The sequence below is a fragment of the Pseudomonas sp. GD03842 genome, from assembly GCF_029841165.1.
Lineage (GTDB): Bacteria > Pseudomonadota > Gammaproteobacteria > Pseudomonadales > Pseudomonadaceae > Aquipseudomonas.
In genome coordinates, this window is record NZ_JAOCEA010000008.1 from 209,272 (window position 1) to 233,691 (window position 24,420).

General features: G+C 57.8%; 17 protein-coding genes, 1 tRNA gene and 4 pseudogenes. 7 read left to right on the top strand and 15 right to left on the bottom strand.

The features are described 5' to 3' along the window. Positions 1 to 2: 2 nt before the first annotated feature. Positions 3 to 1,049 (bottom strand): FUSC family protein, encoded by a 1,047-nt coding sequence (locus N5D61_RS13780; protein ID WP_279893240.1) that lies wholly within the window; start codon positions 1,047 to 1,049, stop codon positions 3 to 5. Positions 1,050 to 1,575: 526 nt separating this feature from the next. Here N5D61_RS13780 and N5D61_RS13785 point away from each other — a divergent pair. Further along, positions 1,576 to 2,734 (top strand): annotated as a pseudogene (locus N5D61_RS13785) (IS3 family transposase). Positions 2,735 to 2,980: 246 nt separating this feature from the next. On the opposite strand, the gene N5D61_RS13790 reads toward N5D61_RS13785, so the two are convergent. The 3 genes from N5D61_RS13790 to N5D61_RS13800 form a co-directional block, all read right to left on the bottom strand. Continuing rightward, positions 2,981 to 3,349 carry a hypothetical protein gene (locus N5D61_RS13790; protein WP_279893242.1) on the bottom strand — a complete coding sequence of 123 codons (369 nt, stop codon included), beginning with the start codon at positions 3,347 to 3,349 and terminating at the stop codon, positions 2,981 to 2,983. A gap of 90 nt (positions 3,350 to 3,439) precedes the next feature. Beyond that, on the bottom strand, positions 3,440 to 3,601 hold the full coding sequence (locus N5D61_RS13795) for a hypothetical protein (RefSeq protein WP_279893243.1): 162 nt from the start codon (positions 3,599 to 3,601) through the stop codon (positions 3,440 to 3,442). Positions 3,602 to 3,725: 124 nt separating this feature from the next. Further along, on the bottom strand, positions 3,726 to 4,631 hold the full coding sequence (locus N5D61_RS13800; RefSeq protein WP_279893244.1) for a LysR substrate-binding domain-containing protein: 906 nt from the start codon (positions 4,629 to 4,631) through the stop codon (positions 3,726 to 3,728). Positions 4,632 to 4,729: 98 nt separating this feature from the next. On the opposite strand from N5D61_RS13800, the gene N5D61_RS13805 reads away from it, so the two are divergent. Beyond that, positions 4,730 to 5,899, top strand: coding sequence for a mandelate racemase/muconate lactonizing enzyme family protein (locus N5D61_RS13805; RefSeq protein ID WP_279893245.1), 1,170 nt, complete (start codon positions 4,730 to 4,732; stop codon positions 5,897 to 5,899). Between the two features lie 101 nt (positions 5,900 to 6,000). Continuing rightward, positions 6,001 to 7,308, top strand: coding sequence for a C4-dicarboxylate transporter DctA (gene dctA / locus N5D61_RS13810; protein ID WP_279893246.1), 1,308 nt, complete (start codon positions 6,001 to 6,003; stop codon positions 7,306 to 7,308). A 22-nt stretch (positions 7,309 to 7,330) separates the two neighbouring features. Here dctA and N5D61_RS13815 read toward each other — a convergent pair whose 3' ends face one another. Further along, on the bottom strand, positions 7,331 to 7,744 hold the full coding sequence (locus N5D61_RS13815) for a hypothetical protein (protein ID WP_279893247.1): 414 nt from the start codon (positions 7,742 to 7,744) through the stop codon (positions 7,331 to 7,333). A 170-nt stretch (positions 7,745 to 7,914) separates the two neighbouring features. Here N5D61_RS13815 and N5D61_RS13820 point away from each other — a divergent pair. Continuing rightward, positions 7,915 to 9,077, top strand: a pseudogene (locus tag N5D61_RS13820) (IS3 family transposase). Between the two features lie 7 nt (positions 9,078 to 9,084). Here N5D61_RS13820 and N5D61_RS13825 read toward each other — a convergent pair. From N5D61_RS13825 to rpsU, 6 genes and pseudogenes are all read right to left on the bottom strand, one after another. Further along, positions 9,085 to 9,322 (bottom strand): annotated as a pseudogene (locus N5D61_RS13825) (hypothetical protein); the annotation flags it as partial. A 106-nt stretch (positions 9,323 to 9,428) separates the two neighbouring features. Continuing rightward, positions 9,429 to 9,505, bottom strand: a tRNA-Ile gene (locus N5D61_RS13830). A 16-nt stretch (positions 9,506 to 9,521) separates the two neighbouring features. Further along, positions 9,522 to 12,479 (bottom strand): annotated as a pseudogene (locus N5D61_RS13835) (EAL domain-containing protein); the annotation flags it as partial. A gap of 440 nt (positions 12,480 to 12,919) precedes the next feature. Beyond that, positions 12,920 to 14,767 carry an RNA polymerase sigma factor RpoD gene (rpoD, locus tag N5D61_RS13840; RefSeq protein ID WP_108239943.1) on the bottom strand — a complete coding sequence of 616 codons (1,848 nt, stop codon included), beginning with the start codon at positions 14,765 to 14,767 and terminating at the stop codon, positions 12,920 to 12,922. Positions 14,768 to 14,834: 67 nt separating this feature from the next. Continuing rightward, positions 14,835 to 16,802, bottom strand: coding sequence for a DNA primase (gene dnaG, locus N5D61_RS13845; RefSeq protein ID WP_279893248.1), 1,968 nt, complete (start codon positions 16,800 to 16,802; stop codon positions 14,835 to 14,837). A 245-nt stretch (positions 16,803 to 17,047) separates the two neighbouring features. Next, positions 17,048 to 17,263, bottom strand: a complete 216-nt coding sequence (gene rpsU / locus N5D61_RS13850; RefSeq protein WP_108239945.1) for a 30S ribosomal protein S21 — start codon at positions 17,261 to 17,263, stop codon at positions 17,048 to 17,050. A gap of 195 nt (positions 17,264 to 17,458) precedes the next feature. Between rpsU and tsaD the strand changes: the two genes are divergently transcribed. Beyond that, a complete protein-coding gene (tsaD, locus tag N5D61_RS13855) occupies positions 17,459 to 18,484 on the top strand; it encodes a tRNA (adenosine(37)-N6)-threonylcarbamoyltransferase complex transferase subunit TsaD (protein ID WP_108239992.1) in 1,026 nt (341 codons plus the stop codon). Positions 18,485 to 18,536: 52 nt separating this feature from the next. Here tsaD and plsY read toward each other — a convergent pair whose 3' ends face one another. After that, positions 18,537 to 19,106, bottom strand: coding sequence for a glycerol-3-phosphate 1-O-acyltransferase PlsY (plsY, locus tag N5D61_RS13860; RefSeq protein ID WP_279893249.1), 570 nt, complete (start codon positions 19,104 to 19,106; stop codon positions 18,537 to 18,539). 74 nt (positions 19,107 to 19,180) lie between these two features. On the opposite strand from plsY, the gene folB reads away from it, so the two are divergent. Next, a complete protein-coding gene (gene folB, locus N5D61_RS13865) occupies positions 19,181 to 19,534 on the top strand; it encodes a dihydroneopterin aldolase (RefSeq protein ID WP_108239947.1) in 354 nt (117 codons plus the stop codon). After that, positions 19,525 to 20,052, top strand: a complete 528-nt coding sequence (gene folK, locus N5D61_RS13870) for a 2-amino-4-hydroxy-6-hydroxymethyldihydropteridine diphosphokinase (RefSeq protein WP_108239948.1) — start codon at positions 19,525 to 19,527, stop codon at positions 20,050 to 20,052. Before folB ends, folK begins: the two co-directional genes overlap by 10 nt. A 79-nt stretch (positions 20,053 to 20,131) precedes the next feature. Here folK and N5D61_RS13875 read toward each other — a convergent pair whose 3' ends face one another. From N5D61_RS13875 to N5D61_RS13885, 3 genes are all read right to left on the bottom strand, one after another. Then, positions 20,132 to 21,361, bottom strand: a complete 1,230-nt coding sequence (locus N5D61_RS13875; protein ID WP_279893251.1) for a multifunctional CCA addition/repair protein — start codon at positions 21,359 to 21,361, stop codon at positions 20,132 to 20,134. Positions 21,362 to 21,479: 118 nt separating this feature from the next. Continuing rightward, positions 21,480 to 23,042: a SpoVR family protein gene (locus N5D61_RS13880; RefSeq protein ID WP_108239950.1), complete on the bottom strand. Its 1,563-nt coding sequence runs from the start codon at positions 23,040 to 23,042 to the stop codon at positions 21,480 to 21,482. Beyond that, positions 23,039 to 24,310: a YeaH/YhbH family protein gene (locus N5D61_RS13885; RefSeq protein WP_108239951.1), complete on the bottom strand. Its 1,272-nt coding sequence runs from the start codon at positions 24,308 to 24,310 to the stop codon at positions 23,039 to 23,041. Before N5D61_RS13885 ends, N5D61_RS13880 begins: the two co-directional genes overlap by 4 nt. Between the last annotated feature and the right edge of the window lie 110 nt (positions 24,311 to 24,420).

Consider the following 24,420-nt stretch of genomic DNA (forward strand, 5'->3'; position numbering starts at 1 on the left):
GTTCAGATCTTCCACTTTGTGGCGGTCTTCGCCAGCCGCTGCTGCAGCCCTTCAAGGTTCAGCGCCAATTGGCGGTTCATCAATTGATAACCGAGCACTTCCGCCGAAACGGCAGGAGCCTCCGGCCCAACCGCCAAGGATTCGCTGGGCTTCTCCAGGCGCTCGGTCGCACCACTTTGCAGCGCCCGCGCCATGCCCACGAACAGCCGCCGAATTCTGCGCTGCTCGGCATTCATCCCGGCGCTGCCCAAGTCGGCAGGACGCAGGTTCGACAGGATCTCGAGGGTGCTGAGGCACATTCGAAAATGCCCCTGAATCGCGTCCAGTTCGACCAGCGAAATCTTCACCTCCTTCGACACCGAAGGCATCAGCGAACGCAGTTGCAACATCGTCGCGTTCAATTTGCCGGTCAGCTTCAAATGTTCGTCGGCGCTGATCGATTGCCCGTTGCTGATCCGCTCGTACACCTTCGCGCAGTCGCGCAACCCACTCGCCAGGTTATAGCGCCACGAGTACACCGCATACAGCGGCAAGGCGAAGGAAAACGCCAGGGCCAGCGCAATCCCGATCAAGATGTCCACCGTGCGCCACAGCCCATCGGTGATCGGATTGTCGCCGTGACCCGCCACGATAAACAGCGTAATCGCCGACAACAGCGCGGTGTAACCGCCTTTACCGATGGCGTGATAGGCGAAGAAACCGCAAATCAGCGACATGATCACGTACGTCAGCAGCGGCAGCCCGAGGTAACTCTGCTGCGCTACCACCGCCAGCCCCAACGCCGCACCAATCAGCGTCCCGTAGGCCCGCTCCACCGACTTCTTGCCGATGTTGCCGTGGTGCTGCAAACCGCCGATTACGATCAACATCGTCACCGACGCCCACTCCCCATGGGGAAGGTGCATTCCTGTGGTCAGCAGGATAGAAACCAGCAACCCCACAACAATCCGCCCCGCATGGATGTAGCGGGCATGGCGATAGCGACGGTATGGGTCAAGAAGCGGCCGCAGAACGCGGCGCAGGAGCATGGGGAGCGGAAATGTATTCATGGGCTTACTGACAACGGCTGACGACAAAGTATCCCATGGGGCAGTCGGTGGATTCACCTATGCCAGCGCTACGGTCTGCCGAGGAGATGTGTCGGAATGGCGCTGATGAAATTTCAGAGCCAGCGGAGCGTTTTTCAGCACGCGGATCGGGGTTTTCGGACGCGAAAAAGCCGCGCAGCGCGCGGCTTTTGAAGGTGGTGGGCCCACACGGACTCGAACCGTGGACCAAAGGATTATGAGTCGGAAAATGACACCCCGAGGCCTTGTAAGTCTAGGCGAGGGTAGGGCAAGGTACAACAGTGTTAACTCTTTGTTTATGCTGAGTTTTGCCCAGCCTTGGTAATGCGGCTACGACTTGGGATTGTACCGCTAAAGTACCTCTGGATTTCGGGAGGAAAGCGAAGCGTTGGAGAGGAATCGGAGCCATGCGCTTGAGTCCCTTGGAGGCGGTTGGACTGACGTTGTAGTGGTCTACTAACCCCGGACACCCATTTAGACGAGAGTGCTCGCCACAGAGAGGTGTCCGATGACCAAGCAACGCCGTACCTTTACCCCTGAGTTCAAGCGCGAAGCTGCCTGCCTGGTGCTCGATCAAGGCTACAGCCATGCCGAAGCGGCCCGTTCGCTCGGCTTGGTCGAGTCGGCCCTACGCCGATGGGTTAATCAGCTTCAGCAGGAGCGCGGCGGCGTTACGCCGGCCAGCAAAGCGTTGACGCCAGAGCAGCAAAAAATCCAAGAGTTGGAAGCCCGGATCACGCGCCTTGAACGCGAGAAATCGATACTAAAAAAGGCTACCGCGCTCTTGTCGGAAGATATCGAGCGTACGCGCTGATCCGCCAGCTCAGCGACCATGAGCCCGTTGATTGTTTGTGCGAAGTTTTCGAAGTCACTCGCTCAAGTTACTACGCACATCGTCACAGAAGGCGAACTCCGGACGTTGAACGACTACGGTTGCGCAGTCGAGTGAATGATTTGTTCACGCGAGGTCGAAGTGCGCCCGGCAGCCGTACCATCATGGCAATGATGCAAGAAGAGGGTGAGCAAATCGGGCGGTTCAAGGTACGCAGCCTGATGCGTGAGCTGGCGTTGATCAGCAAGCAGCCAGGATCACATGCGTACAAAAAGGCCACAGTGGAGCGGCCAGATATACCGAATACCTTGAACCGCGCGTTTGATGTCGAAGCTTCAAATCAGGTCTGGTGTGGAGACATCACTTACGTCTGGGCACAAGGCAAATGGCACTATCTGGCAGTTGTCCTGGATCTCTATGCACGCAAAGTGGTTGGCTGGGTCTTATCAGAAAAGCCGGATGGAGGCCTGGTGGTCAAAGCGCTGGACGTCGCCTACGAACAACGTGGAAAGCCTAAAGGACTTCTGTTCCACTCTGACCAGGGATCGCAATATGGCAGCCGTCAGTTTCGCCAGAGACTGTGGCGCTACCGCATGCGCCAGAGCATGAGCCGCCGAGGCAACTGTTGGGATAATGCATCGATGGAGCGAGTCTTCCGCAGCTTGAAATCAGAGTGGATACCCACCACGGCTACCTGACCGGGCAGCAAGCTCAATGAGACACTGGCCAATACCTGATGGGCCATTACAACTGGATCCGGCCGCATCAGTTCAACGATGGGCTGGCTCCGGCGAAAGCTGAAGAAAAACTCAAAACCGTGTCCGGGATGAGTTGACCACTACACTCGGCCCCGGGCGTGGGCTGGGCTTGAGCAGTGTCGCGATCAATCCTCGTCGTCCTCTCCGGACATCGGTTCTTCTTGCTGAGCGGGTATGTAGCCCCACTCGTTCCAGTTATCAGGATCGTTGTAGGGGTCATTGTCACTCACAAGCTGCTCTTTCCTTTTAACGGGCGCGAAAACCGCACCTCTCTTACGTACTCGGCCCCGGTGATGCCGGGGCTTAGGTATGGCGGCGTTTTCCTATTCGTCCAGGGAGTGCTTGCCCCGGAGATGCGCATCGAGATGGGCTATGCGTAGCTGTACCGGGGTCTGTGCCCCTTCTCGAATTCCAAAATCGTCCGGCATAGTGCTGATTTCGATTTCGGCAGCTTCTTTCAACGCGATTTTGAAAAAAGCAGAAGCCTCAACCTCGATCCTATGACCACCTGGAAACTCAACTGCCAAGATCCCTGTGGCGTCATCCATATCGTGAAGTTCACCAGTTGGTGATACGCGCACCCCTGTTAAAACATGTGTCAATGGACCAAAGCCATCAACACAGCAGTGATACTGCGGCAACTGCCGAAGTGCGTTGATATAGCGAACGCTAAGGTTTACAGATAATCCCATTTCAATCCCTCGACTTAAAGGCGCCAAATGCGTCCTCTGATACTGCCAAAGCCCGCTACTGGGCGGGCTGATAGGGCACGGCGCTTTCCCTTACGCGGCGGTGTTGTGGCCGTACACAAGAAAGCGAGCTTCCTTGTATGCGGCAAACGATACGCCTACGGCCTTGCAGGCGCTGTAACCGCTGGTGAACTCTGAGCGCGCCTGGACGGCCTCAACGGCGCCGATCAGTTGCTGTGCTTTGTTTTTATCCATGGCGCTTCCCTCTACCGCCGGTTTTACAAGCACCCTGCATTACCACGACTTAGTACTGGCTTTATCTCATACCCATCCCAATTCAAACGGATGAAAACTCTTTCGTCGTACGTGAGAAGCGCCATCACGCGTCGCCTGACATTGCAGGCAACTGATCAAATCCCGCTCTGGCCCAGAATGTTTCTGCAGACTGACTGAGGGTTGCTTTTGGCCGGGTCAGATGAATTTCAAGGGGAATGTCCCAGCTTTCATCGAGCGCCCGGGTCAAACGCCCGTCTAGTATCTCTTGCTCCGTAAGGCTCTTGGGTAGCCACGCTACACCCTTGCTTTCCAAGGCCATGGACATCAATACCGCTGCAAGGTGACTGGTGAACGAGGGCTTCAGGTGAAGGTAATCTTCTTTGCCCCTCAGTCTGTGCGCGACGATCCGGCCCAGTCCGGATTCGTGGGTGTAAGCAAGGTAAGGCAGTGCCGCAGGCAAAGTACCGAAGTCGGTGCGAGCACTGGCAAGCGGAACGAGCGTATCTTCGCCTACCTTCTTGCTGGTGAATTGTTCAGGTGCCAATAGCGGCGGAACGTCGGGGTGGCGGTGGCATAGTAAAAATTGAACCTGGCCATGAATCAGCATTTGCTCACAAACGGCCATGCTATCTGAGTGCAGTTGTACTGATTCAATTGGCGCACCGCTTTCGGAACTCCGGAGCCACTTCGGGAAAAAGGTAAAAGAGAGAGAGTGGGTCGCCGCAAATTGTAGTGATCTCGCTGCAACCCCTGCGACCTCTTGAGCTTCGCTGCGTAGCCGGTACAACGACCGGGCAGCTTCCTGGGCACTGGACAAGATATGTCTTCCAGCCTCGGTGAGCGTAGCTCCGTGTGGTGAGCGCACGAACAGCTCAACTCCCATCCAATTCTCTAGAGAGCGGACTCTGCGGCTGAATGCCGGCTGGGTTACGTGTCGCGCTTCGGCAGCTCGCACAAAGCTTCCGTACTCCGCCAGCGCTGAAAGATCTTCAAGCCAAACTAGTTCCAAGGGCCATGCCTTCTGTGCATAGGGTCCGGCATTAATAGCATTGGGCGAGCGCTACTTCAACGCATAAATTGGGTTCAAACACAACAAGAGGAACCGTCATGCGCATCGTCGACATCCGTGAAAAAACCGTTTCTATCGCCTCTCCAATTGCCAACGCCTATATCGACTTTTCCAAGATGACCTGCTCGGTTGTCGCTGTGGTCACGGATGTGATTCGCGACGGTAAGCCGGTCATCGGTTATGGCTTCAACTCCAACGGTCGCTATGGCCAAGGCGCATTAATGCGTGACCGTTTCCTGGCCCGTATCACTGAAGCAGACCCAGAGACTCTCATCGACCACGAAAACAACAACTTGGACCCGTTCGCCATCTGGAAAACCCTGATGACCAACGAGAAACCAGGAGGTCACGGCGAGCGCTCTGTCGCCGTGGGTACTATCGATATGGCGGTCTGGGATGCCGTAGCAAAAATCGAAGGTAAACCGCTGTACCGCTTGCTCGCTGACCGATACCGCAACGGCGTTGCCGACGACAAAGTCTGGGTGTACGCAGCCGGCGGCTACTACTACCCTGGCAAAGACCAATCCAAACTCAAAGCCGAGATGCAGAGCTATCTCGACCGCGGCTACGATGTCGTGAAAATGAAAATCGGCGCGGTCCCGCTGGACGAGGACATCCGCCGTATCGAAGCCGTGCTTGAAGTGGTTGGCGACGGCCGTCGCCTTGCCGTCGACGCCAATGGGCGCTTCGATTTGCAGACCGGCATCGCTTACGCCGAAGCCATCAAGAAGTACAACCTGTTCTGGTATGAAGAGATCGGTGATCCGCTTGACTATGCGCTGCAGGCTGAGATGGCAAATCATTATGAACTGCCTATGGCCACTGGCGAAAATCTGTTCTCTCATCAGGACGCCCGCAACCTGCTGCGTCACGGCGGCATGCGACCAGATCGTGACTATCTGCAGTTCGACTGCGCGTTGTCTTACGGCCTTGTCGAATACATGCGTACCCTCAAGGTGATGGAAGAAATGGGTTGGTCGTCCCGCCGTGTTGTCCCCCACGGTGGCCACCAGATGTCGCTCAACATTGCCGCAGGCCTGCACCTCGGTGGTAACGAGTCGTACCCCGATGTGTTCCAGCCGTTCGGGGGCTTCGCGGACGGCATTAAGGTTGAAAACGGCTACGTCGGTCTTCCCGACATCCCAGGTGTAGGCTTTGAAGCCAAATCCGCCTTGTACGCAGTGATGCGTGAGCTGGGCGAGGGCTGATCATCCTCGGTGTGCGGTCTCTGAAGAAGAGCCCGCAGCACTAGGCGGCGCGCAGCGCGCCAAACCACATGCCCATCACAAGAATAAAATGAGGTGCTCTCGTGGAAATTTCCAAATCCCGCTGGTACAGCCAGCTGTATGTTCAAGTGCTGATTGGCATCGTGATAGGCGCGGCAATCGGTTACGTCTTACCCGACATCGGCGCCAAGCTCCAACCTTTCGCCGATGGCTTCATCAAACTGATCAAGATGCTCTTGGCACCGATCATCTTCGGTACTGTCGTTGTTGGTATCGCAAAGATGGGCAGCATCAAAGAGGTTGGCCGAATTGGTGTTAAGGCACTTATCTACTTCGAGATCCTGTCGACCATTGCCTTGGTCGTCGGCCTCATTGTGGTCAACATCGTTAAACCCGGCGAAGGTATGAACATTAATGCCAACGCCCTCGATGGGAGTACCATCAGCAAATACAGCCAAGCCGCGAGCGAACAAGGCGGCACGATCGATTTCTTCCTCAATATCATTCCGCATACTTTCGTCGGCGCATTCTCCAACGGCGTGATGCTGCAGGTGATCCTGCTTTCAGTATTGATGGGCGTCGCCCTAGTGCAGATGGGTGAAGCCAGCAAACCGCTGATCAATACCATCGACTTGTTCCTTCAAGGCTTGTTCAAAATCGTCGCAATGGTCATGCGCCTCGCTCCGATCGGCGCCGGTGCTGGCATGGCATTCACCATTGGCAAATACGGTATCGGCACGTTGCTGTCACTCGGTCAATTGTTGGTCGCACTGTATATCACCACGCTGATATTCATTGTGGTCGTGCTCGGCGCCGTAGCCAGATGGTCCGGAATGCCGCTGATGCAGTTCTTGCGTTACTTCAAAGACGAAATTCTCATCACCCTTGGCACCTGCTCAACCGAAGCCGTACTTCCGAGAATGATGGTGAAACTGGAGAAGCTTGGCTGCAAGAAATCGGTGGTCGGAATGGTGCTGCCTACGGGCTACACCTTTAACGCGGACGGCACCTGCATCTACCTCACCATGGCTGCCATCTTCATTGCTCAAGCGACCAATACACCGCTGACATTCATGGATCAGATGATTCTTTTAGCCGTATTCCTCCTGACCTCCAAAGGATCGGCTGGCGTTGCGGGTGCGGGGTTCGTGACGCTGGCTGCAACGCTTACAACTATCCATTCCATTCCGCTGGTGGGTCTTGTGCTGCTTTTGGGCATCGATCGGTTCCTCAACGAAGCGCGGGCGGTGACCAACCTGATCGGTAATGGCATCGGAACCATAGCGATTGCCAAATGGGACAACTCGTTTGATGTCGGAGCTTGTGAACGAGAAATCGCAGCCATGAAACAGGAAAAGGCGGCAAGGAAGACATTGCTGGCGCATAAGTGACTCGCCGTCATTTCCTAGTGCATTAGCTTTGCGGTGCGGACGTATCCATTCTTGTCGTGAAGCTCAAGCCCGGCGGGCGTAACAAGGTAGCTGGCACCGAATTTGTCATGATCGATCGCGAAGACATTGCTTTGATCACCCAGTCGAACCAGAACGAGATTCGTTCTGGTTCCATCGCCACTGACTCTGGTTGCCGTGTAGCGCCCGTTTTCGGCTGAAATTGTATGGTTGCATCTCCGTAGGACTTCGAGCCTAGATCGTCATGCCAGCGGCCCAACGTACCTGCTTTGGGAATCTGAGCTATGAACCCGGCAAGCGCTTTGTCCCGTTTTACGTCATCAGTTTCATGCGTAGTAAAAAGCCAGACGATAGGGATAATCACCATGGCCAGCAAAATCAGAGTGCCGCCGGGGATATCCTTCTTTAAGACGCTCAAGGTGGCCTCCTTTTTTCATTCTTCTTTACTTATGGCTTTGCGAAGCCTACCGCCAGTGTTCCTGCGGTGTTCACGGAAAATTACGTGCGTCAGTGCTGAGCCCTCGATATAGTGGTCTATGAAACCGGACACCCATTTAGGTGAGAATGCTCGCCAGATCGAGGTGTCAGATGACCAAACAACGCCGCTCCTTTACTCCTGAATTCAAGCGCGAGGCTGCCGACCTCGTACTCAAGCAAAACTACAGCTACATCGAAGCCAGCCGATCACTCGGTATTGGTGAGTCGGCATTGCGCCGCTGGGTCGACCACATTCAGAAAGAACTTAAAGGCGTCACCCCACAGAGCAGGGCGCTGACGCCTGAACAGCAAAAAATTCAGGAGCTGGAGGCACGGATCGCTCGGCTTGAGCGAGAGAAATCCATACTAAAAAAGGCTACCACGCTCTTGATGTCGGAAGATCACGAGCGTTCGCGCTGATTGATCACTGAGCGCCCAGGAGCCGGTTGATTGGATGTGCAAGGTATTTGACGTCACTCGCTCGTGTTACTACGCCCAGCGCCTGCGGCGTCGCACGCTCTATGTTGAACGGCTTCGATTGCGGAGTCGCGTCAGTGAGCTGTTCTCGCAAAGTCGCAGCTCTGCGGGCAGTCGCAGCATCCTGTCGCTGATGCGTGAAGACGGTGAGCAACTCGGTCGATTCAAAGTGCGTAGCTTGATGCGCGAGCTTGATTTAGTTAGCAAACAACCCGGCTCCCATGCCTACAGACGAGCAACAGTCGAAAGACTGGATATCCCGAACACATTGAACCGCGAGTTCGACGTGCCAGCGCCCAATCAAGTCTGGTGCGGCGATATCACCTACATTTGGACGCAGGGAAATTGGCATTACCTAGTTGTAGTCCTGGATCTTTGTACGCGCCGGATAGTGGGCTGGGCACTGTCGGAAAAGCCGGACGCTGAACTGGTGATCAAGGCGCTGGATATGGCCTACGAGCAGCGTGGCAGGCCATCAGGTCTATTATTCCACTCGGATCAAGGGTCGCAATATGCAAGCCGGTTGTTTCGTCAGCGGTTGTGGCGATATCGCATAGGTCAGAGCATGAGTCGCCGATGAAATTGCTGGGACAACGCACCAATGGAGCGAGTCTTCCGCAGTTTGAAAACGGAATGGATACCGACCACGGGTTACCGAACGGCTCAAGAGGCTCAGCGCGACATCAGCTATTTTTTGATGCATCGGTACAACTGGATTCGACCCCCATCAATTCAATGGTGGGCTGGCGCCAGCTCGGGCCGAAGAAAAACTTAACGTCGTGTCCGGGATTAGTTGACCACTACAGAGGGCTTCTTGGTGGGAGTGACTTCGGAAAAATAACGCTTCAGGGCATGCCTCTAAGGTCATGCGCTCTGAACCGCTTCGCTGGATGTAGACGCCTCTGACCATCTCGTCTTTGGCTCAACGTGACCAATCCTCAGCGTCGCGTTTGGTGCGAAAGGTCTTGGAAGCTGTCGGCCATCCTTGTTTTCGGATGACTGCTTTCCACGTACCTGAAGGGGTTTTTACGAGAGTTGCCATGCTGTTCTCCGAAGGACATCGGCACGGACTGTACCGAAACTGTACCTCGGGGGCATTCCAAAACACCCTCTCGAACCTGCAGCAGCGCTGCAACCCTTGATTTATATGGTGGGCCCACACGGACTCGAACCGTGGACCAAAGGATTATGAGTCCTCTGCTCTAACCAACTGAGCTATAGGCCCTCAGTCTGGCCGCGGATTATAACGACGGTTTCCCTGCTGTGCTATCCGAAAAGTCTGAAACGGTGATACGAAGGAACGTCGCGCAGAATTCGTCCGGCCGCAGGGGTAGGCTGACGATGTAGCCCTGGATCTGTTCGCAGCCTTCATCGGCGAGGAATTGCTGTTGTTCGAGGTTCTCCACACCTTCTGCGATGACGGTCAGTTGCATGCTGCGGCCCAGGGCGATGATGGCGCGTACGATGGCGGCGTCGTGGGGGTCGTCGGGGAGGCCGCGGACGAAGGACTGGTCGATTTTGAGGATGTCCAACGGCAGCCGCTTGAGGTAGCTGAGCGATGAGTAGCCGGTGCCGAAGTCGTCGATGGCCAGTTGCACGCCCAGTTTTTTCAGGCGGTGCAGCACTGACAGCGCTTCTTCGGTCTGGGACATGATGAAGTTTTCGGTGATTTCCAGTTGCAGGCAGCCGGGTTGTAGCGCGTAGCGCTTGAGCAGTTGTTCGATGCGGTTGACCAGATTGGGCTGGCGCAGTTGGGCACCGGCCAGGTTGACCGAGAGCGGTCCGAAGACGTCGTAGGCCTGGTTCCATTCGTGGAGTTGTTGGCATGCCTGATCGAGCACCCATTCACCGATTTGCAGGATCATGCCGTTTTCTTCGGCCAGCGGAATGAACCGCTCGGGTGGGACTTCGCCGAACGTGGGGTGGGTCCAGCGAATCAATGCCTCGGCGCCGACCAGGCGCTGTGTCAGCAGGCTGACCTTGGGCTGGTAGGAGAGGGTGAATTCGTTGCGTTCGATGGCCCGTCGCAGCTCGTGCTCCAGCGCGATGCGTTCACTGGCCTGGGCCGTGAGGTCGCGGGTGTAGCTCTCCACCCGGTTACGCCCTTTGGCTTTGGAGCGGTACATCGCGGCGTCGGCATTTTTGATGAGCGTGGCCACGTCTGCGCCGTCGGTGGGAAACAATGCGGAGCCGATGCTGGTGCTGATGAAAAACTCGTGCTCTCCCGCTTGGAAGGGCGCGGAGAAGCTGTTCAGCAGTTTGGTGGCGATGACTTCGGCATCGTGACCGGTTTGTAAGCCGGGCAGCAGGATGATGAATTCGTCTCCGCCCAGTCGCGCGACGGTGTCGATGTCACGCAGGTTTTCTTTCAGGCGTTGGGCGATGCCTTTGAGCAGCAAGTCGCCTACGGGATGGCCGAGGCTATCATTGATGTGCTTGAAGCGATCGAGGTCGAGAAACAAGACCGCGCCCAGACTCTGCGCTTCTTTGCTGTGCACCAGCGCGGCGTGCAGGCGACTCTCGAAAAGCGTCCGGTTGGGCAGGCCCGTGAGCGGGTCGTGATGGGCCTGATAGTCAAGTCGCGCCTGGGCCTGTTTGAGGCTTGAGATATCAGCAAACACGGCAACGAAATGGGTGATGAATTTGTCACGGTTGCGCACTGCGCTGATGGTCAGCCAACTGGGATACACCTCGCCATTCTTGCGCCGGTTGCTGATTTCCCCCTGCCAGTGGCCTTCAGCGGTCAACTGGTACCACATCGCGGCATAGAACGCGCTGTCGTGAAGGCCGGACGCCAACAGGCGAGGCGTTTCTCCGATCGCCTCGCCTTCGCTGTACCCAGTGATCTCACTGAACGCCCGGTTCACCGCGTTGATGCGTTGACGTGTGTCGGTGATCAGGACGCCCTCAGCAGTGCTTTCGAAAACGGTGGCCGCCAACTGCAGCTTTTCCTGCATTTGGTAGCGCTCTGTTATGTCTCGAGCGATGGTCAGCATGCAGTCCTCGCCACCAATGGGCAGCGGTCGCGATGAGATTTCACACAGGCGGACCTGACCATCCCTACGTCGAATGTGGCTGGTGAAGTCTTTGACGAAGCCGTCGCGGCTCAACTGTTCCAGAAGCTGCTGCCGTTCGTTGAGATCGACCCAGATGCCCAGGTCAAGCGTGGTGCGTTCCAGCGACAGCGCGCTGTGATAACCGGTGATGCGGCTGAAGCCGTCGTTGATCTCCACAAGCATGCCGTCGCTTTGCCGGGTGATGAGCATGCCGTCGGGCGAGGAGTGGAAGGCTTTGGCGAATTTCTCTTCGGACAGTTGCAGTTGTTGCTGCGCTTCTTTGAGGGGGGTGATGTCCCGCACGACCACGACGACGGCGGGTGTGGAATCCAGATCGAATGGCTCGGCGGAGAGCAGGCCGGTGAATGTCTGGCCGTTGCTGCGTCGAAAAGGCATTTCAAGGTTGCGAATGCTGCCCTTTTGCAAGCGCTGCAGCAGGCTCGGGCCGATGTCCGGGATGCCCCATATGTTGAGTTCGCTCGGCGTTCGGCCAACGACACTGTCGGCATCGAGGCCAATTTGCTCGACAAATGCCCTGTTCGCTTCGAGGAAGCAGCCATCGGAGAGTCTCGCGATCACCAGGATGTCGGGGCATTGAGCGAAGACCGACGCGAATTTGCCTTCTGAGCGACGCAGGGCCTCTTCGGTCTGCTTGGCTTCGCTGATGTCGATCATCAGCCCGCGCATGATCGGTTGATGGCCGTAGCTGATCAAGGTGACGAGGTCGCGTACCCACAGGACTTTGCCCTCGGCATCGATGACGCGGTAATCGAGACTGTGGTCGTTGCCTTGGGCCGTCTGCTCGTCGCAGTACGTCTGAGCCCATGTAAGGTCTTCGGGATGAACAATGCTGCGCCAGAAGCCTGGTTTGCGCCATTGATGAAGGGGGTAACCCAGCAGGTCCTCGGCATGGGGAGACACATAGCTGTAGGAGTAATCCTGGACGTCAGCTTCCCAGGCGATGGCCGACAGGCTCTCGATCATGCCGCGATAATGGTACTCGCTGCTGCGCAGTTCCTGCTCCAGCGCGACCCGGCGTGAAATTTCAGAACTGAGCCGGCGGTTGATGCGCACGACGACGGCCAGGATCGACGACAGCAGGAGAAGGCCGGGTAGGCCATAGAGCACGAAGTCTTTCCAGAACCTCGTCGAATCGGCAGGGCGTTGTGGCACGGCAGAGGTATCGGCCGGGCGCTGCTCGACCGCTTCGGTGGGAGTGATGGCCCCCTGCGTGGGGCTGCCGACGTCTGTAGGACGGGCGCTCTCGGCTACGGAGAGCGATGCTGTCTCGCTGATGCCCATGGTTTCAGGCGACGCAGCGTCCTGACTCTGCATTGAATCCCGTTGTGGACTTTGCCAAGTCAGCGCTCCCTGGGCAGGCGCCGATGTTCCAGCGTACGCTGACCCCGTCAAACACAGGAAAACAATGGCCGGCATCCAAAACATGGCAGCCCCAATCGCTTCGGTGGTGAGATGGAGTCGAGTGTAGCCGGGCTGAGGCTCGGTGGCACAGTGCGGAAATCTTATTCCTGAAAATGCAAAACCCCCGGTGCGGCCGGGGGTTTTGTTTTAACGTGGATCGCTTACTCGTCCAAGAACGAACGCAGGTGTTCGCTTCGGGTCGGGTGGCGCAGTTTGCGCAGGGCCTTGGCTTCGATCTGCCGAATACGTTCACGGGTTACATCGAACTGCTTACCGACTTCCTCAAGGGTGTGGTCAGTATTCATGTCGATGCCAAAACGCATGCGCAGCACCTTGGCTTCTCTGGCGGTCAGGCCCGATAGCACTTCGCGCGTCGCTTCTTTCAGGCTTTCCACTGTGGCGACATCGATAGGCGACTGCATGGTCGAGTCTTCGATGAAGTCACCCAGATGCGAATCTTCGTCATCGCCGATCGGGGTTTCCATGGAGATCGGTTCTTTGGCGATCTTCAATACCTTGCGGATCTTGTCCTCTGGCATTTCCATGCGCTCACCCAGCTCTTCCGGGGTCGGTTCGCGGCCCATCTCCTGCAGCATCTGGCGGGAGATGCGGTTGAGCTTGTTGATCGTCTCGATCATGTGCACCGGGATACGGATGGTGCGGGCCTGGTCGGCGATCGAGCGCGTGATGGCCTGACGGATCCACCAGGTGGCATAGGTCGAGAACTTGTAACCACGACGGTATTCGAACTTGTCCACCGCCTTCATCAGGCCGATGTTGCCTTCCTGAATCAGGTCGAGGAACTGCAGGCCGCGGTTGGTGTACTTCTTGGCGATCGAGATCACCAGACGCAGGTTCGCTTCAACCATCTCTTTCTTCGCACGGCGGGCCTTGGCCTCACCGATCGACATGCGACGGTTGATGTCCTTGATTTCCACGACGCTCAGGCCGGTCTCTTCTTCCAGAGCGCTCAGCTTCTGCTGGCAACGCTGGATGTCTTCCTGCAAGCGGCTGATGGCCTCGGCATATTTGGTCTTGCCCTTCGCCAGTGCTTCGGTCCAGCCTTGATCGACTTCGTTGCCCGGGAACTGGCGCAGGAAATCGGCGCGAGGCATACGGGCATCACGGACGCACAATTGCATGATCGCGCGTTCCTGGGCACGCAGGCGCTCCAGCGCACCGCGAACGGTCTCGACCAGGTTCTCGAACTGCTTCGGAACCAGTTTGATCGGCATGAACAGCTCGGCCAGGGCCAACAGTTCGTCGTTGGCCGGCTTGCTGCCACGGCCATGCTTCTTCAACGCCTTGACGGTAACAGCCAGTTGGTCGGAAACGGCACCGAAACGTTGCGCAGCGACGACCGGATCCGGACCGCTTTCGGTCTCTTCCTCGTCATCGCTGTCGCTTTCTTCTTCCTCGTCGTCGTCCGCGTCATCGGCCTTGCCGGCTTTCTGATCCATCGGCAACGGCGCTTCGGCAGGTGGCGCAATACCGTCGTCTGGGTCGATGTAACCGCTCAGAACGTCGGACAGCCGACCGCCCTCGGTGGTCACGCGATCGTATTCGGACAGAATGTGCTCGACGGTACCCGGGAAGTGAGCGATGGCGCTCATCACCTCGCGGATACCTTCCTCGATGCGTTTGGCGATTTCGATTTCGCCTTCACGAGTCAGCAGCTCGACCGTACCCATTTCTCGCATGTACATGCGCACGGGGTCGGTGGTGCGACCGATGTCGGTCTCTACCGCTGCCAACGCGGCGGCTGCTTCTTCCGCAGCGGCCTCGTCGGTATCGGCGTCGGCCAGCATAAGGGCGTCCGCATCCGGAGCACTCTCGTGTACGGGGATCCCCATGTCGTTAATCATGCGGATGATGTCTTCCACCTGCTCAGGATCTGAAATATCCTCAGGCAGGTGGTCGTTGACCTCGGCGTAAGTCAGATACTTCTGCTCACGGCCCAGTTTGATCAACTCAATAATACGAGACTGCTGTTGCGCTTTTCCGGACATAACACCCTATCCACTGAAGGTCTTGGCGGGCAAAAAACAAGCCGGGGATTATACCCGAGCTAGGACCTCACGCGCCAGTTGAGGTCGGGGTTTGTGCAGGAAGATTGCGATTCAACAGGTTGAGCAGCCGAACTTTTTCCTCGGCGCTCAGCCCTGTCTGCCTTTCCTTCCTGATCAATTCATCCAGGTGGCGCTCGCGTTGGCGAGCGGACAACCTAGTTATAGTGTCGAAAAACTGTTGTTCAAGGTTATCGGCCGCGATCAGCCATTCCTTTTCCGCCAGTTGTCTTAATAATTTCCCTTGTTCTGTCCCATGCCATCGCGCGATGAGTTGCATGGATTTGAGCTTCGGGTTTTTCTGCATGGCTTCGATCAAGGCCACCAAAAGCTGCGAAGTGCTGTGCTCTTCATCGGCGAACGTGCTGGCATTGGCTACCTTTGCCGACAGGTCGGGGTGATGCAGCAAGGTTCTCAGCGCGGTCAGGATCGGCGCTTCCACGCCAATCGGAATCCGGCGTGGTTCGAAGTCGGGCCGCTTGCCGTTTTTGTCCCACTTCTTGCCCTTGTCCCAGGGTTTGTTTTCCCATTTCTTTTTCTGGCCGCTGCCCGAACTCTGAGTTGTCCATTCCTTGGCCGACTCATACGGGTCTTGCGGCTGATAATCGCCATAATCCGGTATCGAATCGTAGTCGAGGCCCGGGTCAAACGGTGGCGGCGCTTCCGTCGGGGCCGACTGCACCAGTTGGTTCACCGTGGCCGCATCCAGGCCGGTGATTTCTTTGAGTCGTCGGCGCATCAGTTCGCGCAGGTTTGCACCGGGTACTTTTTCGATCAGTGGCGCGGCCAGCGTGACCATGTGCGCCTTGCCTTCCAGGGAGCGTGGGTCCGCCTCCTTGGTCAGTTGCTCGAAAAAGTAGTCCGCCAAAGGCTGCGCATGCTGGTTGATCCTGGCTCTGAACGCGTCAGTGCCCTCGGCGCGAATCAGGGTGTCCGGGTCTTCGCCCTCCGGCAGGAAAAGAAACCGTGCCCGGCGCCCGTCCTGCAAGCTGGAAAGCGTTGCTTCCAATGCCCGCCATGCTGCGTTTCGCCCCGCCTGGTCGCCATCGAAACAGAACAGCACGTTCGGGACGACACGAAACAGTCGCTTCAAATGCTCTTCGCTAGTGGCGGTGCCCAGCGTGGCGACGGCATTGCGCAGGCCTTGTTGAGCCAGCGCAATGACGTCCATGTAGCCTTCGACCACAATGATTTCATCGAGGTTGCGATTATGTTTGCGTGCCTCGAACAGGCCATACAATTCCTGGCCTTTATGAAATACCGGTGTCTCCGGAGAGTTCAGGTATTTCGGTTTGTCGTCGCCCAGTACCCGCCCACCAAAGGCGATGACCCGGCCGCGTGTGTCGCGGATTGGGAACATCACGCGGTCGCGGAAGCGGTCGTAGCGCTTGCCGGTCTCGGCGTTTTCGATCAGCAGGCCAGCATCAATCATGGCTTTCTGCTGAAGGGTATCGCTGCTCAGGTGCTTGTAGAGGTTATCCCAGCCGGGCGGGGCAAACCCCAGCCCGAAATCCCGAGCGATCTCGCCTGACAGGCCGCGGCCTTTCAGGTAATCCACGGCTGCTTTGCGCGTGGGATGGTTTTTCAGTGCGGCGCGGTAAAACTCGGCGGCAGCGGCCAGCAGTGGATAGAGCGGCGAATCCGTGGGTTGCCGGGCCTTTTGGCCTCTGACGCCCTGCTCCCGCGGTACTTCCATACCTGCGGCCTTGGCCAGTTCCTCGACAGCCTGGGGGAAGTCCAGGTTGTCGTGGTCCATGATGAACCCGAGGGCGTTGCCGCCTGCGCCGCAACCGAAGCAGTAATAGAACTGTTTGTCAGGGCTGACGCTGAACGATGGCGTCTTTTCCTTGTGAAAAGGACAGCATGCGCTGAAATTCTTCCCGGTTTTCTTGAGTTGTACGCGTGAACTGACAACATCGACGATGTCGGTGCGGTTCAGAAGGTCGTCAATAAAACCTTGGGGAATCAATCCGGCCATGGCGTTCTCATCATCAGGCGCCGCGCCAGCAAGATCGTGGCGAATCCAAAGCGTAACGACGGTTGCTTGGTCAGTGTAGACGGGTCAACGTAGCCTGGCTCAGGCTGGAAGAATATGACGAGGCTTGTCGTGAAGGCGTTGATAACGCTGAAAGCCACGTCGGTGCAGCGTGGAGCAAGATCTGTAACTGCCGACAGCCCGGCTTTAGGGCCGGGCGGGGCAGAAACTTGCGACGAACGTCTGTATTAGTACAGACGAACGGCGCGGCGCTGTTCGCGCTGAACTTTCTTGGCGTGACGCTTAACAGCAGCAGCTGCCTTGCGCTTACGCTCGGAAGTTGGTTTCTCGTAAAATTCGCGGCTACGAACTTCGGCCAGAGTGCCGGCTTTCTCGCAGGAGCGCTTGAAACGACGCAGAGCTACGTCGAAGGGTTCATTCTCTTTAACTTTGACGGCTGGCATCCAGAGCTACCTTCATTCATTACCGGGGTCGACGCCTCGCACAACGCTTGTACAGAGTACGCCGGTTTTAAGGGTTGCGGATGTTAACTCCTCGGCGCGAGGAATGCAAAGCCTCTGATCGAAAAGCACTGGTCGCAGGCATGAGTGGCGACTATCATGCGCGCCTTCGAAATCAGCCTCCACAAGGCGTACCCCATGCTAGTACTGGGTTTGGAAACTTCCTGCGACGAAACAGGCGTTGCGCTGTATGACAGCGAACGCGGTTTGCTCGCCGATGCATTGTTCAGCCAGATCGACCTGCACCGGGTCTACGGTGGCGTGGTGCCGGAGCTGGCCTCCCGCGATCACGTCAAGCGCATGCTGCCCCTGATCCGACAGGTGCTGGCCGAAGCGGACTGTGCCGTGACCGAGATCGACGGCATTGCCTACACCGCCGGCCCCGGCCTGGTGGGCGCTTTGCTGGTCGGTGCCTCCTGCGCTCAGGCGTTGGCCTTTGCCTGGGATATCCCGGCGCTCGGGGTTCACCACATGGAAGGCCATCTTCTGGCGCCGATGCTGGAGGCGCAACCCCCCGAGTTTCCGTTCGTCGCTTTGCTGGTGTCCGGTGGCCACACCCAACTGGTCAGGGTCGACGGTATCGGCCTTTATGAGTTGCTGGGCGAAACGCTGGATGATGCCGCCGGCGAAGCGTTCGACAAAACCGCGAAGATGATGGGGCTCAATTACCCAGGTGGCCCGGAAATTTCGCGTCTGGCGCTCAACGGTAAGCCGGGGCGTTTCGCGTTCCCGCGGCCCATGACCGACCGTCCGGGCCTGACCTTCAGTTTCAGCGGTCTGAAAACCTCCGCCCTGAACACCTGGCAGCAGTGCCAGAACGCTGGGGACGACGGCGAGCAAACCCGTTGCGACATCGCGCTGGCCTTCCAAGACGCGGTAGTGGAGACTCTGACCATCAAGTGCCAACGCGCGCTCAGGCAGACTCAGCTACAGCGGCTGGTCATCGCCGGCGGCGTGAGCGCAAACAAGGCGCTGCGACGTTCGCTGGAGCAGATGCTGCACGGCTTGGGTGGCAGCGTCTACTACGCGCGCCCCGAGTTTTGCACCGACAACGGAGCAATGATCGCGTTTGCAGGATGCCAGCGGTTGCTGGCCGGCCAGAAGGACGACCTGAGCATCAGCGTCCAGGCCCGTTGGCCGATGGAGCAGTTGCCCGGGTTATGACGTCTGGGCAGGCAGAAAAAAGGCTCGTATGAGCCTTTTTTCTATTATGGATTCAGAAATGTCGTTCGCGCCCGGCGTAGAGGTCGCGTAAATTGCCGCGGTGGCGCCAGACGATCAACAGTGTCAGGACGGTCATCGGTAGCAGGGCCTGGGGCAACTGCCAGGCGAGCAGCGGCAGGGTCAGCGGTGTAGCGATCAATGAAGCGAGCGAGCTGGTGCGGGTCAGGTAAAACGTCAGCAACCAGGCGCCGACCGCGAGAAGCGCGGCGGGTGCGTACAGCCCCAGTAACATACCGGCTGCCGTGGCGACGCCCTTGCCGCCACGAAAGCGGAAGTACAAAGGAAACAGGTGACCGAGCACTGCGCAGAGTCCGACCCAGGCTTGATCCCTGGCGTTGAGCCCGGCCCAGCCTGCGATCAGCACCGGGATCGACCCTTTGCAGACGTCGCCGATCAGGGTCAGGATAGCGAGCTTCTTGCCCGCCAGGCGCAACATATTGGTGGCGCCCGCATTGCCCGAACCGCTGTCGCGCGGGTCCGGGCTGCCATTGAGGCGGCTGAGCAGGATGGCGAAGGACAGCGAGCCGAGCAGGTAGGCGAGGATCGCCAGTGACCAAAACATGCTAACCATTCCGGGCGGGGATGGCCTGATTCTAACGGCGCATCGCGCCCTTGTCGTGCAGCGGAGTAAAAGGCTTGGACAGAGTTTTCATTGAGGGTCTGGAGGTCGACACGGTGATTGGCGCCTACGACTGGGAGCGTGGCATTCGCCAGGTTCTGCGTCTGGACCTGAGTTTTGCCTGGGACAACCGTCCGGCCGCTGCGGGCGATGATTTGAGCAAGGCCTTGGATTACGCCAGCGTGAGCGCACGCATCCAGGCGTTCGCCGACGCTTCGCAATTCCAGCTGGTGGAAACCTTCGCCGAGCGACTGGCCGAGGTGTTGATGAGCGAGTTCAACATACCCTGGCTGCATCTGAAATTGACCAAGCCGGGCGCCGTTGCGGCTGCCAAGGGCGTGGGTGTGGAGATCGAGCGCGGATGCCGCTGACACGCGTTTTCCTCGGGCTGGGCAGTAACATTGACCGGCACCGTCACCTGAATGCCGGGCTTGATGCGCTTTCAGGGTTTCTGCAAGACATGTCCTGCTCGCCGGTGTTCGAGAGTCATCCGGTGGGAATCAAGAGCGGGCCGTTCTTCAATCTGGTGGTTTCAGCGCTGACCGATCTGCCGTTGATGGCGCTGGATCGTCGGCTGAAATTCATCGAAGCCGACAACGGCCGCTATGCCCCGGATCGCAAAGGTTTGCCGCTGGACATCGACGTGCTGCTGTACGACGAGCACGTGGGCAACTTCGATGGGCTGGTCTTGCCGCGAGCCGAAATCTTGAAAAATGCCTTTGTCCTGTGGCCGCTCTCGCTGATCGCGCCGGAGAAGGTTCATCCCGAAGTCGGGCAGACGTTCGCGCAACTGTGGGAAAACGCCCGAATTGACCAACAATTGTGGCCGGTGGCGTTCGACTGGCGAGGCCAGGCGCTGACACCGGACACGCTTCTTTCTGCAAGCTAGCGGGCACGACTGCTACGGGGGAGGGCATGCCTGTCGTCGGCATGCTCGCCGAAATCGAAGGTTCGTCCGTCAGCCAGCGTCAGGCCTGGTATGACGCTTTGTAAAACGTCAATGTGTCCAGCCGCTCCCGCTTGAGCGCTTCCCCCAGCGCCTGCCCCTGATACCCCTTGTCCAGCAATGGTTGAACCGCTACCTGCCGCGCCGCTTGCGCCGCGCCTCGCAGGTATTGGGCCTGCGGATAGCTGCGTTCTTCGAAGCCCTTGCGCCCGCGAGCATCCATTTCGCAGGCGACGATGAATTCCTCGAAGCGCTGCGGCCTGCGATAGACGTCGAAGCTTTGCAGCAAATCGAGGAGGGTGGAGGGCTTGAGCTCCAGCGCGCGATGGCCATGGGTATGGTACTGGCCGACCAGCAGCGCCAGTTCCTGACAGTCCTTCGGCACCTTGAAGCGCGTGTTCACGGCCTTGATTGCCTTCAACCCCTTTTGCTCATGGGCGATGTGGCGAGGCCATTCTTCTTCCGGCGTCAGCCCTTTGCCCAGATCGTGAAGCAGGCATGCCCAACGGACGCTGAGAGGCTGGCGATGCCGCGCCGATTGATGCAGGACGCTCAAGACGTGCACGCCCGTGTCGATTTCCGGGTGATGGGCCTCGGGCTGGGGAATGCCGAACAGTTTATCGACTTCGGGCATGAGCACGCTGAGCGCGCCACAATCCCTTAATACCTGAATGAAGACTTGGGGCTCTGGCTCCATCAGGGCGCGGGAAATTTCCTTCCAGCTGCGTTCGGGGGTCAGGGCTTCCAATTCGCCCGATGCGCTGATTTCACGCATCAAATCCATGGTTTCGGGTGCAACGGTGAAACCGTCGGCTGCGTAGCGAGCCGCAAACCTCGCCACACGCAATACGCGCAATGGGTCTTCTGCGAAGGCCGGGGAAACGTGACGTAGCAGGCGCGCTTCCAGATCGCGCTGGCCGTGATAGGGATCGGTCAGGTGACCTTCTCTGTCTTCGGCCATGGCGTTGATGGTCAGGTCACGACGAATCAAGTCTTCCTCGAGCGTGACGTCGGGATCGGTGTGAAAAACGAAGCCGCCGTAGCCACGCCCGCTCTTGCGTTCCGTGCGCGCCAGCGCGTACTCCTCGCCCGTGAGCGGATGGAGAAAAACCGGGAAATCCGTACCCACTGGGCGGTAGCCCTTGATGAGCATGTCGTCGGCCGTCGCGCCCACCACCACCCAGTCGGTGTCCGACACGGGTTTGCCAAGCAGGCGATCGCGAACGGCACCGCCAACTTTATAGATCTGCATAAAAAACCTCCGTGAGCGCGACAGGATAAACCTAACGTCGCGCTTGCGGAGGTGCAAACCGCTTTATCTTCGTTCGCTGGTCAACTCACTGGCCAGCGACCGTCAGGTCAAATCGCCCTCAAAGGTGAACGATGGCCAGGTCGAGCCGGGGATATTCACTGTCTGCGTGCTCGCCTCTCGGCGGGACATGGTGGGTCTTCATGACCTGATCGCCTTGCAGTGTTTCCAGGTGAATGTCGAACCCCCACAGCCGATGCAGGTGCTTGAGCACCTCCTCGGTCGAGTCGCCCAGAGGCTTGCGGTCATGTTGTTGATGGCGCAGGGTCAGCGAACGGTCACCACGGCGGTCAATGCTGTAGATCTGCACGTTAGGTTCGCGGTTGCCGAGGTTGTATTGAGCGGCAAGCGTCTCTCTGATGGTTCGGTAGCCAGCCTCGTCGTGAATGGCTGGCACCAGAAGTTCGTCCTTCTGGTCATCATCCAGAATGCTGAACAGCTTCAGGTCACGAATCACCTTGGGCGACAGGTACTGCAGGATGAAGCTTTCGTCCTTGAAGCTGCTCATCGCGAATTTCACGGCGGTCAGCCAGTCGGTCCCGGCGAGCTCGGGGAACCAGCGGCGGTCCTCGTCGGTGGGGTGCTCGCACATCCGCCGAATGTCCTGAAACATAGCGAACCCCAAGGTGTAGGGGTTGATGCCACTGTAGTAAGGGCTGTCGAAGCCGGGTTGAAAAACCACGCTGGTATGGGACTGCAGGAACTCCATCATGAAGCCGTCCGTGACCAGGCCTTCGTCGTACAGATCGTTCATGAGGGTGTAGTGCCAGAAGGTCGCCCACCCTTCGTTCATGACCTGGGTCTGACGCTGTGGGTAGAAATACTGCGCAATCTTGCGCACGATGCGCACCACTTCACGCTGCCAGGGCTCCAGCAACGGCGCGTGCTTCTCGATGAAATAAAGGATGTTTTCCTGAGGCTCGGCGGGGAAGCGCGCGTTGTCTTCCTTATCGTTCTTGCTGGCGCTTTTCGGGATGGTGCGCCACAGATCGTTGATCTGTTTCTGCAAGTGTTCCTCACGGTCTTTCTGGCGGCGTCGCTCTTCCTCGGCGGAGATAGGGTAAGGCCGCTTGTAGCGGTCGACGCCGTAATTCATCAGCGCGTGACAGGAATCGAGCAGGTCTTCGACGGCGTCGATGCCGTGGCGCTCCTCGCATTGCATGATGTACTGCTTGGCAAACACCAGGTAATCGATGATCGAGCTGGCGTCCGTCCAGGTGCGGAACAGGTAGTTGCCTTTGAAGAAGCTGTTGTGACCGTAACAGGCGTGGGCGACAACCAGCGCCTGCATGCAGATGGTGTTTTCTTCCATCAAATAGGCAATGCACGGATCGGAGTTGATGACGATCTCGTACGCCAAGCCCATCTGACCACGGGAGTAGGATTTTTCAGTGCTGAGGAAGTGCTTGCCGTAGGACCAGTGGTGATACCCCAGCGGCATGCCGACCGATGCATAGGCATCCATCATCTGCTCGGCAGTGATCACTTCGATCTGGTTAGGGTAGGTGTCCAGAGCGTAACGTTCGGCGATGCGGCTGATCTCCCGGTCATAGGCCTGGATCAGTTCGAACGTCCACTCGGAGCCTGTGGAAAGCGGTTGGCGTTTCTGTTCTCTACCGGTCATGTCACTAACCTGCGCTGGAAGAGTTCACGGAATACCGGGTAGATATCACCGGCGGATACCAACTGTTGCTGGGCGAACGTGTCAGCGAAAGCCTCCCCGATGCGCTCATATTCGAACCACAGCGCCTGATGTTCGCGCGGGGTGATTTCGACGTAAGTGTAGTACTGCACGAAGGGCATGATTTGCTTGATCAGAATGTCGCGACAGATTGGCGAATCGTCGTTCCAATTGTCCCCGTCCGAGGCTTGGGCGGCGTAGATGTTCCATTCGTTGGTGGGATAGCGCTCGGCCATGATTTCCTGCATGAGCTTCAACGCACTGGATACGATGGTGCCCCCGGTTTCCCGAGAGTAGAAAAACTCCTCTTCGTCGACTTCTCGCGCGCTGGTGTGGTGGCGAATGAACACCACTTCGATCTTGTCGTAATTACGCTTCAGGAACAGGTACAGGAGGATGAAAAAGCGCTTCGCGATGTCTTTGGTCGCTTGAGTCATCGAGCCCGATACGTCCATCAGGCAGAACATGACCGCTTTGGAGCTGGGGTTGGGTTGCTTGACCAGCAGGTTGTATTTGAGGTCGAAGGTGTCCAGGTAAGGGACGCGCTTGATGCGCGCGCGAAGCCGGTCTGCCTCGGTTTCCAGTTCCTGGATGTCGCCAAAATTGTCGGGCTCTTCGCGTTTCAGGCGCTCCAGTTCGGCCTGGACTTCCTTGAGTTTGGCGCGGCTGCTGCCGGAAAGCGCTATGCGTCGGGCATGGGCCGAGCGCAGCGTGCGAATGATGTTGATGCGCGAAGGGTTACCTTCGTTGCTGATCCCCGCACGAACGGTCTTGAAGGTATCGGTCCCGGTCAGGTTGCGTTTGACGAGGTTGGGCAGTTCGAGGTCTTCGAACATGAACTCCAGAAATTCTTCCTGGGTGATCTGGAACACGAACTCATCCATGCCTTCGCCGGAGTTGCTCGCCTTGCCAGCCCCCTTGCCACCGCCCCCGCCTTGAGGTCGGGCAATGCGTTCGCCAGTGGTGAATTCTTTATTCCCGGGGTGGACCACGGTTTGTTTGCCACCCCGCCCATGGTGGAGCACCGGCTCGTCGATATCGCGGCCGGGGATGCTGATCTGTTCGCCATGTTCCATGTCGGTGATGGAGCGGCGGCTGACCGCTTCCTCCACCGCTTTCTTGATGTGGTCACGGTAACGCCGCAGAAAGCGCTGACGGTTTACCGTGCTCTTGTTCTTGCCGTTGAGACGTCGGTCGATCACATAACTCATACGAGGGCCCCTTGGGGGAGCTGCAAGCCATAAGCCGCAAGCTGCAAGTTTTGACCGCAAACACCACCTCAAGCTACAAGCCTCAAGCCAGACAGTGGGCTATCAAACCT